The following is a 10,675-nucleotide window of genomic DNA, read 5'->3' as shown; positions in this document are numbered from 1 at the left end:
GCGCCGCGACCACTCCGTGACCTACCGGGCGGTAGTGTTTCGATCCCATATCAACAGGGGTTTGCGCCCGTTGCGGCTCTGGCTGGAAAGGGAGGCTCCCCCTACGCTCGTGCTACTGGTCTCAACCAACTCCTAACAAACGCAACGACGCAGCAGGGGGACTCATGCCGTTCGATCTGACAGCAGTGGACAACGCCACTTTGGTGTTCGTGGGCACGCTGGTATTCGGGTTTATCCTGGCCGCTTTCGTCCTGGCCTCGGGACTGGTGGCACTGATCCTCCTGGGGGCCGGAAAGTTGGGCTGGACGCTGGCGTCCAAAACGCTCCTGGCTGTGGTGCACGGTATTAATACCGGCTGGGAAAGGCTGGTTCACCACGCCGCCACGGTGGACGTTGCAGGCGATTTCCAGGCCCAGGCTTCCCCTAGCACCGGAACCTACCCGCGGGTAATCTTGAGGGACAGCTGAAGGGTTCTCCAACCCGGCGGATCCATGGCTACACCGGCCAATCCGGCCAAGGAGATGACCCATGAGCTCCGCCACTGACAGCCCCGCAACAAGCCCTGCCACCGGCCTCCCCACCTCCACAGGACCGGCAACAGACTCCCCCGCAGAGGACACCCCCGTACCCGCCGGCAAAATCGGCGCCGGCGTCACGGCCGATGAGGCCCGCGCCGTGGCGGAAGCGGCACGGGAATCCGGCTGGGAGCGGCCCAGCTTCGCCAAAGGCCTCTACCTGGGCAGCTTCGACCTCAGCCTGGTCCACCCCTGGCCCACCCCGGACCCGGCTTCCGTGGAGCGGGGCGAGGCATTCATGGCCCGGCTGCTGGAGTTCGCGGGCACCATGGACGGCCGGGTGATCGAGCGCGATGCCATGATTCCCGACGACTACATCCGGGGCCTGGCGGACCTGGGTGTTTTCGGGATGAAGATCCCCCGGGAATACGGCGGCCTGGGCCTGTCCCTGGTGTACTACGGCCGGGCCCTGGCGCTGCTGGGCAGCGTGCACCCAAGCCTCGGTGCACTCCTCTCGGCCCACCAGTCAATCGGGGTGCCGGAACCGGTGAAGGTTTTTGGCACCCCGGAACAAAAGCGCGAGTACCTGCCACGCTGCGCGGCCGGCGCCATTACTGCCTTCCTGCTGACGGAACCGGATGTGGGCAGCGATCCCGCCCGGCTGGGCAGCACTGCAACGCCCACGGACGACGGCGAGGCGTACCTTTTGGACGGCGTCAAGCTGTGGACCACCAACGGGGTGATTGCGGAACTGGTGGTGGTGATGGCCGTGGTGCCGGCGCACACGGATGCTGACGGCACCCGCCACAAGGGCGGCATCAGCGCCTTCGTGGTGGAAATGGACTCGCCGGGCATCACGGTGGAAAACCGGAATGCGTTCATGGGCCTGCGGGGCATCGAAAACGGCGTGACCCGGTTCCACCAGGTCCGGGTGCCGGCCGCCAACCGGCTGGGGCGCGAGGGGCAGGGACTGAAGATTGCGCTCACCACCCTGAACACTGGACGGCTCTCCATTCCGGCGCTGTGCGTGGCGTCGGGCCGCTGGAGCCTGAAGATCGCCCGGGAATGGTCCAACGCCCGGACCCAGTGGGGCAGGCCGGTGGGCGAGCACGAGGCCGTGGGCAAAAAAATCGCATTCATCGCCGCCTCCGCCTTCGCCCTGGACGCGGTTTTTGAGCTCTCCGCCGAACTCGCCGACGCCGGCCAGAAGGACGTGCGGATCGAGGCTGCCCTGGCCAAGCTCTGGGCCACGGAAATCAGCTGCCGGATTGCCGATGAACTGGTCCAGATCCGGGGCGGCCGCGGCTTTGAGACCGCGGATTCGCTGGCGGCACGCGGCGAGCGCGCCGTTCCTGCGGAGCAGCAGCTGAGGGACCTGAGGATCAACCGGATCTTCGAGGGCTCGTCGGAAATCATGCGGCTGCTGATCGCCCGGGAGGCGGTGGATGCGCACCTGGCCGCCGCCGGTGACCTTGCGTCGCTGGACGCGAGCCTGTCCGACAAGGCGAGGGCCGCCGTCGGGGCTTCCGGCTTCTACGCGCGGTGGCTCCCCAGGCTGGTGGCCGGCGCCGGCATGGACCCGCGCTCCTACAGTGAGTTCGGGCGGCTGGCCAAGCAGCTGCGCTTCGTGGAGCGTTCGTCTCGGCGGCTGGCCCGCCAGACGTTCTACGGGATGGGCCGCTGGCAGGCGAAGCTCGAACGGAAGCAGGCGTTCCTGGGCAGGGTGGTGGACATCGGCGCCGAGCTGTTCGCCATGACCGCGTGCTGCGCCCGGGCGGAGAACCTGCTGCACACCGCACCGGAAAAGGCCGCCAGTGCCTACGAGCTGGCGGAGGCCTACTGCGAGCAGGCCCGGGTTCGTGTGGACGAGTACTTTGACCAGCTGTGGCGGAACACGGACGACGCCGACCACTCCCTCACGCGGAAGGTCCTGGCCGGGGACTACACCTGGCTTGAGGAGGGCATCCTGGACCAGTCCGAAGGGACCGGCCCGTGGATCGCTGATGCCTCCCCCGGAGCCACCCGGCGGGAAAACCTGCACCGCAGGTACCGGTGACGCCACAGGTCACGAAATAGTAAGCATCCTTGCTATGACTGGTGGGTGATGCTTGAGTGGAGCCATGAGTAGCTCAACAGACCCAGAGAACCTGCCTCCGAGGCGTGCCCGCGAGGATGTTGACCGAACCGGGACCCGCCGCGACGATGCCGTTGGCGGCGAGCCCACCCGCTCCTACCCGCAGGTGCCGGCAAGCGATGCCGCGCCGACCTCCACCTTTGACCGGGTGCCGGACCGCACAGGGCGGGCCGGTGCCTCCGCCGAGCGGGAGTACGTTCCCACAGCTTCCGCGCCGGCTGCCGATCCCAACCTGACCGACCGGCAGACCGCCGTGGCCCGGGAAAAGGAACAGTTCGGCGGCATCAAGGTGGGCTCCGCGTTCTTCGGCTGGCTGACTGCCACCGGCATGGCCGTGCTGCTCACCGCCTTTGTGGCGGCGGCGGGAACGGCTGTTGGCCTGGCCACCAATACCGATGTGAATGAAGCTGTCAGCCAGGCAGCCCAGAACCAGGGCACGGTGGGCCTGGTGGGCATCATTGTCCTGCTGGTGATCCTGTTCCTGTCCTATTACTCCGGCGGTTACGTGGCAGGCAGGATGGCGCGCTTCAATGGTGCCAAACAGGGCCTCATGGTGTGGATCTGGGCGCTGATCGTGGCGATCCTTGTGTCCATCCTGGGCCTGGTGGCGGGGCAGCAGTTCAACGTGCTGGCCAACCTCAACAGCTTCCCGCGGATCCCCATTAACGAAGGGCAGCTGACCACCACCAGCATCATCGCCGCCGTCGTGGTGGCCGCTGTTGCCCTGGTTGGCGCCGTCCTCGGCGGACTTGCCGGCATGCGGTTCCACCGCAAGGTGGACCGGGCCGGCTTCACGCCGGACAGTGCCTACGACAACGAGTAGTCAGGCGTGGACGTCCCCGTCCACGTAGAGCCAGCGGCGGTTTTCCCGCACGAACCGGCTGGTCTCGTGGAGGACGCCGCGGCCGCTGCCGTGCCGGTAGTACGCCTTGAACTCCACCACCCCCTCGGTATCCAGCGGTCCGCCGCCGGATGTGGAGAGGATGTCCAGGCGCCGCCACTCCATGCCCGGATTCAGTTCCAGCTCCGCCGGCGCTGTCCGGGGGTGCCAGGTGCGCATCAGGTAGTCCGCGTCCAGCAATGCGAACGCACTGTAGCGGGAGCGCATGAGTTGCTCAGCGGTGGCAGCATCCGCCACTCCCCGGTGGAAGCGTCCGCAGCACTGTCCGTACTGCTCCCCGGACAGGCACAGGCAGTTTTCCTGGTCCATGGATACCGTCATGCAAAAGATGCTGTCACACGCGGTAACAGCTTTGCTACAACCCGGGGCGCGCCCCAGCGTCCGGCGGCACGGCACCCCAAAAATCCGTAAGGTGGAGAAGGAGCGGGCGCCCTGGCGGAGTAGGGCCGGGGTGCGTCCTGCTGCCGGCAGAGAGGAGAGATGACGTGGAGAATCCGGATACGCTCATCCTCAACCTGACGTTCCTGGGAACCGTGGGCGTTGCACTCCTGATGTTCCTGGTCCTCTTCCTGCTGGGGGTCATCACCCTGGTCCTTGCCGGGCTTGGCCGCTTGGCAGCCGCGCTGCTGATGGCCCTGTTCGGCCGGCGCTCCCGAAAAGAATCCCTTCCCCTTGTACGCTTCGCCGGACCTGCCGGGGGCCAGCAGCAGGCGTCCGACGGCGGCGCTGGCGCGGCGTCCGCAGCCGGACCGGCACACGCCGGGCTGCTTGCGCGCGCGTTCCGCAAGCGGGCCGGGAAGCCTCCCCGCGACTGGCGCGCCGCGCTGCAGCCCGCCCACCTGAAAACGACGCTGCGCACCGCCGTCGAACACCACCCCGCGCTGGCCGCCGCCCGCCGCGAGCCGCCGGTCCTCGCGGAGGACTGGGCCGCTGCCGTTGCGGACGCGGACGCCCGGGCAAAGGCCAAGGCACGCGCGGCTTCGCCGGACATCAAGCTTTCAGTGCGGGATTTGCCCGATCCCCAGGTGCCGGCAGAAGAGGTTGCGGAAGTGGCCCCGCTGGTGGAGTCCGCACTGGATAACAGCCGTCCCTCGCGGGAGCTGCCCCGGTCCTTCAAGAAGCCGCAGGTCCCCCACGTCCTGGCTCCGCTGGACACCGGATCACTGGTGTCCCTGTCCGGCCCGGCGCAGATCAGCAGGGCCGCGGCGGAGGCAGCCAAGGAAACGGGTTCCACAGGGACTGCGTCGAAGGGCAGACAGCCCTTACCCTGAGCAACCATCTGGGTTAGCGTGAAACCCATGGAATTCAGATACCTCGGAAACAGCGGATTCAAAGTCTCGGAAATCACGTTCGGCAACTGGCTGACGCACGGCTCGCAGGTGGAGAACGACGTCGCCACCCAGTGCGTACGCGCAGCGCTCGACGCCGGCATCAGCACATTCGATACAGCCGACGTCTACGCCAACACGGCAGCGGAAACGGTGCTCGGTGCTGCGCTGAAGAACGAACGGCGCGAATCCCTGGAAATCTTCACCAAGGTCTATGGACCCACCGGCCCCAAGGGCAAGAACGATCTTGGCCTGTCCCGCAAGCACATCATGGAATCCATCAACGGCTCGCTGCGGCGCCTGCAGACGGACTACGTGGACCTCTACCAGGCCCACCGCTACGACTTCGAGACGCCGCTGGAAGAAACCATGCAGGCCTTCGCGGACATCGTCCGGCAGGGCAAGGCGCTGTACATCGGCGTCAGCGAGTGGACTGCAGAGCAGCTGCGTGAAGGACACGCACTGTCCAGGGAGCTCGGTTTCCAGCTGATTTCCAACCAGCCCCAGTACTCCATGCTGTGGCGGGTCATCGAGGCCGAGGTGGTGCCGGCGTCGGAGGAGCTGGGCGTGTCCCAGATTGTCTGGTCCCCCATGGCGCAGGGTGTGCTGAGCGGCAAGTACCTGCCCGGCCAGCCTGCCCCTGAAGGAAGCCGCGCCACGGATGAAAAGGGCGGCGCAAAGATGATCGAGCGCTGGATGCGCGACGACGTCCTGGCAGGCGTGCAGGAGCTCAAGCCCATTGCCGAGGAAGCGGGCCTGTCCATGCCGCAGCTGGCCGTGGCGTGGGTGCTGCAGAACCCGAACGTGGCCTCGGCCATCGTCGGTGCCTCGCGGCCGGAGCAGATCGCGGACAGCGTGGCGGCGGCAGGCGTGAAGCTTGAACCGGAGGTCCTGAAGAAGATCGACGACGCCATCGGACCGCTGGCTGAGCGGGACCCTGCCCAGACCAAGTCCCCCGCCGCGCGCGAAGCCTAGGGCGCCCGTGACCTCCGCAGCGGAACTGCCTGACTTCCCCGGCCTCGGCGTCACGGGGTCCACCGGCGGGCTGGGCGGCATGGTGGCGCGGGAACTCGCCGCGCTGGGTTCCACCCAGCGGCTGCTGGTCCGCGATCCTGCGCGCGCGCCTGAGCTGGATGGTGCCACGCCCGCCGTGTGCAGCTACACGGACACCGCGGCTGCCCGGCAGGCCCTGGACGGCGTGAAAGTGCTGTTTATGGTGTCCGCCGCGGAGACGCAGGACCGGGTGCAGCAGCACACCGCCTTCATCGACGCCGCGGCAGGCGCCGGGGTGCAGCATGTGGTGTACACGTCCTTCTACGGCGCGGCACCCGATGCCACCTTTACCCTGGCCCGGGACCATTACGCCACGGAGGAGCACATCCGGGCGTCCGGCATGGACTTCACGTTCCTGCGGGACAACCTGTACCTGGACTTCCTGCCGCTCCTGGCCGGGGAGGACGGCGTGATCCGCGGACCGGCCGGCGACGGCGCCTTCTCAGGGGTGGCCCGCGAGGACGTTGCCCGCTGCGCCGTGGCCGTCCTGCGCGACCCCGCCATCCATAAGGGCGCCACCTACAACCTCACGGGTCCCGAGGAACTCACCATGGCGCAGGCCGCGGACATCATCACGCAGAGTACGGGCCGCACCGTCACCTACCAGCCGGAGACGCTGGAGGAGGCCTACGCGTCGCGGGCCTCCTATGGCGCACCTCCGTGGCAGGTGGACGCGTGGGTCAGCACGTATACCGCCATCGCGGCCGGGGACATGGCGGGGATATCACCGGACGTCCACGGGCTCACCGGTGAAGACCCCATCAGCCTGCGGGAATTCCTGGCCAGGCCTGTCCTCTGACTCCAACGGGAAGGCCGTTGACGTGCCGGCAGGGCGGGCGTAGACCTGTGGACAGGGGACGTTCAAGCCGGCCGGCAGGAGTGGCACCACCATGAAACAGATCTTCACGCACCAGCAGTCCGCGGGCCCAGCCGCAGCGGCGGAAAGCCCCGCTGCGCACACGGCCGGGCCCACCACCGGCCCGATCACCCGGGAGGAACTCCAGCTGGGGGCCCGCAACCACTCCATGCCGCTGGAGGCCCTCCGCCGTGACATCACCCCACCGGGGCTGCACTACGTCCTGACCCACTTCGACATCCCGGACATTGACGAGTCCTCCTGGCACCTGCGGATCAGCGGTGCGGTGGACATGGCCATGGAACTGACCATGGCCGCCCTGCGCAGGGACCCCGTCATCACGGTGCCCGTCACCCTGGAGTGCGCCGGGAACGGACGGTCGCTCCTGGACCCGCGGCCGGTCAGCCAGCCGTGGATTTTGGAAGGCGTGGGCACCGCGCACTGGACGGGCGTACCCCTGGCCTACCTCCTGGGAAAGGCGGGCGTCCACCCGCACGCTGTCGAAGTGGTGTTCACCGGGGTGGACGAGGGCGTCCAGGGCGGCGTCCCCCACCGCTACGCACGCAGCCTGCCGATCCATGAAGCGCTGCGTCCCGACGTCGTCCTTGCCTATGCGATGAATGGCACTGAGCTGCCGCCCCAGCACGGCTACCCGCTGCGGCTGGTGGTGCCCGGCTGGTACGGCATGGCCAGCGTGAAATGGCTGCAATCTATCGAAGTGGTGACCACCCCGTTCAAGGGCTTCCAGCAGGAGGTCGCCTACCGCTACCAGGAATCAGCGGACGACGCCGGCACGCCGGTTTCGCGGATCAGGGTGCGTTCGCTGATGGTTCCGCCGGGCATCCCGGACTTCCTGACCCGCAACCGGATGCTGAAACCAGGGCCGGTGCTGCTGCAGGGCAGGGCGTGGTCCGGCGGGGGTGCCGTCACGTCGGTGGAGGTGGGCATCGACGGCGCGTGGCTGCCGGCCCAGCTCGACAAGCCTGCGGGCGGATACGCGTGGCGGAAGTGGACCATGCCGTGGGTGGCGGACCCGGGCGGGCACGTGCTGTCCTGCCGTGCCACGGACTCAACCGGAGCCACCCAGCCCCTGGAGCAGAACTGGAACTACCAGGGGATGGGCAACAACGTGGTGCAGCGCATCAGCGTAACGGTTGGGTAGCCTGGCGGCCCGGCTGGTGCTGGAGCCGCCGACAGGTCCGGCGCCGGGAAAGCGGGCCGGGCTATACTCGGTGCCAGCCATGACCAGCCTTCCTTCCTCCCCCGCCAGTGTCCGCATCGACGCGTGGCTGTGGGCCGTCCGCGCCTACAAGACCCGCTCCGCGGCTACGGCTGCCTGCCGGGCAGGCCACATCCGGCTCAACGGCAGCCCTGCCAAGGCATCCGCGACGCTGGTCACCGGCGACACAGTCACCGTTCGGATGTCCGGCTACGAACGCATCCTCGAGGTGCGCCGGCTGATCAACAAGCGCGTTGGGGCTGAACCGGCCTCGCACTGCTTCACCGACCACACACCGCCCCGCCCGGTCGCCCCCGCCCTCGGCCTGCCGCAGCGCGACCGGGGCGCCGGACGGCCCACCAAGAAGGACCGCCGCGAGATGGAACGGCTCCGCGGTTCGGCGTGACGGGCCTGGTCCTTGCAAACGTGCGGATACCCGGGTACGCCGCACTGTACAGCGTGCACATCAGCGACGGCCGGGTGGCCGGGTTTGGCGCAGATGCTGAGTCTCCGGTAGCCGCGCGCGTCATCGACGCCGGCGGGCGCTGCCTGCTACCTGGGCTCTGGGACGAGCACGTCCACATGACCCAGTGGGCGCTGCACGCCAACCGCATGGACCTCTCCGGTGCCGTCAACGCCCAGGATGCGGCCGCCGTCGTACGTTCTTCGATGCCCGGCGCCGATCCGGCGGTGACCGCCGTCGGCGTCGGCTTCCGTGACGCCCTGTGGCCGGACACGCCCTCCCTGGCGCTGCTGGATGAGGCAACCGGCAGCCAGCCCACCGCACTGGTCAGCCACGACCTGCACAGCGTGTGGCTCAATACCGCTGCGGCCAGGCGGTATGCGGTACAGGTGGACGCCTCCGGGCTGCTGCGCGAGGACCCGGCCTTTGCCCTGACACGGGAGCTGGGCCGCCTGCCCGACGCCGTGGTGGATGCCTGGGTGGCCGGAGCCGCCAGGGCGGCTGCTGCCCGTGGCGTGGTGGGCGTGGTGGATTTCGAGATGACCTGGAACCGGGACCCGTGGCTTCGGCGGATTGCCGGCGGCTTCGATGCCCTCCGGGTGGACGCCGGTGTCTACCCTGCCGACCTTGAGCGCGCTGCGGCCGAAGGCATGAGGACCGGGCAGGAGGTCGACGGCGGCAAGGGGCTGCTGCGGGTGGGGCCGCTCAAGGTGCTTATTGATGGGGCGTTGAACACCCGGACCGCCTATTGCGTGGATCCCTACCCCTTTGGCGGGCACGGGCTCCTGACGGTGGAGCCGGAGGAGCTCCTGGCGCTGCTGGAGCGGGCAAGGGCCACCGGATTCCTTCCCGCCGTCCACGCGATCGGGGATGCGGCCAACCAGGTGGCCCTCGACGCTTTCGAACGGGCCGGGATTGGCGGGCGGATCGAGCACGCGCAGTTTGTCCGCCGGGAGGACCTGGCGCGTTTCGGTTCGTTGGGCGTGCTGGCCAGTGTCCAGCCTGTCCATGCACTCGACGATCGCGATGCCGCGGAGACCAACTGGCCAGGGCGGACTGACCGCGCTTTCCCGCTGCGTTCCCTGCTCGACGCCGGGGCATCGCTGCTGCTGGGCTCGGATGCCCCGGTGGCCCCACTGGATCCTTGGGCTGCCATGGCGGCGGCCACGGCGCGGGCCCGCGATGACGGGCGCGGGCCGTGGCATCCCCAGGAAGCCATTACCCGCGGGCAGGCGCTCCTGGCTTCGAGCCGGGGGCGTTCGCAGGTGCGCGTGGGTGATCCCGCCGACCTGGTACTTCTTGATGCCGATCCGTTGGCTGCGCCGGACGCGGTGTTCGCGGCCATGCCGGTGGCCGCCACGCTCGTCGCCGGGCGTTTTACGTACGACGGCGGCCTGGCGTAGGTCAGGCTGCGGTCTCACCCCTTTGTGCGTGCCCTCACGAGGTTGGCAAACGGGAGCCTTCCGTGTTCCTCGACGAAGGCCGCGTGGTAGCCCGCTTCTGCCTTGGCGAGCTTTTCCGCCGGCAGTTCCTTCCAGGCGATCAGCAACTGGTCCGCATCCGCGAGCTGCCAGACCAGCCGGCCGTCCCAGTGCCCCGGCGGCTTGCCCTGGCCGAAATCCAGGAATTCCTGGACCTGCCGCCGGAGGCCGCGGTTGCCCTTGCTGCCCGGGCCTGCCTTCCCCAGGTACAGAACGACGGCGGCGTCCACCCATTCGGCGGCGAGGGCGGGCTCGGGCAGGGACGGGTCCTTCCTCTTGAAGACGCCTGCGGTGCTTTTTTTGAGGAATTGGGGCTGGAACCCTTCCGGTGCCAGGACGGCGAAGACGCCTGTACCCTGCGGGATCCGCATGGCCTCGAGCGAACCGATGGGACGGAAGCCCGCGAACCCCTCGGCTTTCAGGCCCTTTCTGGAGAACTGCATTCCCTCATTCAACAGCACGCCTCACGGCCACTTGGCTTATCCCGGTTTATCCACATACCGCCCTTAGCAGCCGGTTGTTGTCAGACCCTGCTGGAAGACTTTGTTTATGGAAGCGGTTCAGGTGCTGGGAGGGGCACTGCCACCAGCGCAGGTGGCGGGAAAACCCGCTGCGCCTGCGGACGCCACGCGCCTTGTCTCCTGGGTGGCGCCGGTTCCCGGGGTCCTGTCCGTTGCTGACATCTCGCGTTCCCTGTTGTCGGTTCCGGTCGCGGCTGACGGCCC

11 protein-coding genes are annotated in these 10,675 nt (G+C 68.3%); 9 read left to right on the top strand and 2 right to left on the bottom strand.

Annotation, left to right across the window (positions count from 1 at the left end):
* Positions 1–164: 164 nt before the first annotated feature.
* The 3 genes from HTS88_RS20475 to HTS88_RS20465 all read left to right on the top strand — a co-directional run bounded on the left by HTS88_RS20475 (position 165) and on the right by HTS88_RS20465 (position 3,472).
* A complete protein-coding gene (locus HTS88_RS20475) occupies positions 165–467 on the top strand; it encodes a hypothetical protein (RefSeq protein WP_174181787.1) in 303 nt (100 codons plus the stop codon).
* Between the two features lie 61 nt (positions 468–528).
* Complete coding sequence (locus HTS88_RS20470) at positions 529–2,571, top strand: acyl-CoA dehydrogenase family protein (RefSeq protein WP_217432776.1); 2,043 nt, start codon at positions 529–531, stop codon at positions 2,569–2,571.
* 64 nt (positions 2,572–2,635) lie between these two features.
* Complete coding sequence (locus HTS88_RS20465; protein WP_174181785.1) at positions 2,636–3,472, top strand: TIGR04086 family membrane protein; 837 nt, start codon at positions 2,636–2,638, stop codon at positions 3,470–3,472.
* Here HTS88_RS20465 and HTS88_RS20460 read toward each other — a convergent pair whose 3' ends face one another.
* Positions 3,473–3,871 (bottom strand): YchJ family protein, encoded by a 399-nt coding sequence (locus HTS88_RS20460; protein ID WP_174181783.1) that lies wholly within the window; start codon positions 3,869–3,871, stop codon positions 3,473–3,475.
* A gap of 164 nt (positions 3,872–4,035) precedes the next feature.
* Here HTS88_RS20460 and HTS88_RS20455 point away from each other — a divergent pair, with 164 nt between their 5' ends.
* The 6 genes from HTS88_RS20455 to HTS88_RS20430 all read left to right on the top strand — a co-directional run bounded on the left by HTS88_RS20455 (position 4,036) and on the right by HTS88_RS20430 (position 9,872).
* A complete protein-coding gene (locus tag HTS88_RS20455; RefSeq protein ID WP_174181781.1) occupies positions 4,036–4,821 on the top strand; it encodes a hypothetical protein in 786 nt (261 codons plus the stop codon).
* Between the two features lie 27 nt (positions 4,822–4,848).
* A complete protein-coding gene (locus HTS88_RS20450; RefSeq protein ID WP_174181778.1) occupies positions 4,849–5,853 on the top strand; it encodes an aldo/keto reductase family protein in 1,005 nt (334 codons plus the stop codon).
* A 7-nt stretch (positions 5,854–5,860) separates the two neighbouring features.
* A complete protein-coding gene (locus HTS88_RS20445) occupies positions 5,861–6,730 on the top strand; it encodes an SDR family oxidoreductase (RefSeq protein ID WP_310112929.1) in 870 nt (289 codons plus the stop codon).
* A gap of 91 nt (positions 6,731–6,821) precedes the next feature.
* Positions 6,822–7,949, top strand: coding sequence for a sulfite oxidase (locus HTS88_RS20440; RefSeq protein ID WP_174181776.1), 1,128 nt, complete (start codon positions 6,822–6,824; stop codon positions 7,947–7,949).
* Between the two features lie 79 nt (positions 7,950–8,028).
* Positions 8,029–8,412, top strand: coding sequence for an RNA-binding S4 domain-containing protein (locus HTS88_RS20435; protein ID WP_174181774.1), 384 nt, complete (start codon positions 8,029–8,031; stop codon positions 8,410–8,412).
* Positions 8,409–9,872 (top strand): amidohydrolase family protein, encoded by a 1,464-nt coding sequence (locus HTS88_RS20430; RefSeq protein ID WP_174181773.1) that lies wholly within the window; start codon positions 8,409–8,411, stop codon positions 9,870–9,872. The genes HTS88_RS20435 and HTS88_RS20430 overlap by 4 nt, the downstream gene beginning before the upstream one ends.
* Positions 9,873–9,886: 14 nt before the next feature.
* On the opposite strand, the gene HTS88_RS20425 is transcribed toward HTS88_RS20430, so the two are convergent.
* Complete coding sequence (locus tag HTS88_RS20425) at positions 9,887–10,393, bottom strand: hypothetical protein (protein WP_174181771.1); 507 nt, start codon at positions 10,391–10,393, stop codon at positions 9,887–9,889.
* Positions 10,394–10,675 lie beyond the last annotated feature (282 nt).

This window comes from Pseudarthrobacter oxydans, from assembly GCF_013314975.1.
Taxonomy (GTDB): domain Bacteria; phylum Actinomycetota; class Actinomycetes; order Actinomycetales; family Micrococcaceae; genus Arthrobacter; species Arthrobacter oxydans.
This window is presented reverse-complemented; position numbering and strand designations above follow the sequence as displayed.

Coding starts and splice junctions, on each gene's coding strand:
- HTS88_RS20475 (WP_174181787.1), top strand. CDS start 165: ATGCCGTTCGATCTGACAGCAGTGGACAACGCCACTTTGGTGTTCGTG.
- HTS88_RS20470 (WP_217432776.1), top strand. CDS start 529: ATGAGCTCCGCCACTGACAGCCCCGCAACAAGCCCTGCCACCGGCCTC.
- HTS88_RS20465 (WP_174181785.1), top strand. CDS start 2,636: ATGAGTAGCTCAACAGACCCAGAGAACCTGCCTCCGAGGCGTGCCCGC.
- HTS88_RS20460 (WP_174181783.1), bottom strand. CDS start 3,871: ATGACGGTATCCATGGACCAGGAAAACTGCCTGTGCCTGTCCGGGGAG.
- HTS88_RS20450 (WP_174181778.1), top strand. CDS start 4,849: ATGGAATTCAGATACCTCGGAAACAGCGGATTCAAAGTCTCGGAAATC.
- HTS88_RS20440 (WP_174181776.1), top strand. CDS start 6,822: ATGAAACAGATCTTCACGCACCAGCAGTCCGCGGGCCCAGCCGCAGCG.
- HTS88_RS20435 (WP_174181774.1), top strand. CDS start 8,029: ATGACCAGCCTTCCTTCCTCCCCCGCCAGTGTCCGCATCGACGCGTGG.
- HTS88_RS20425 (WP_174181771.1), bottom strand. CDS start 10,393: ATGCAGTTCTCCAGAAAGGGCCTGAAAGCCGAGGGGTTCGCGGGCTTC.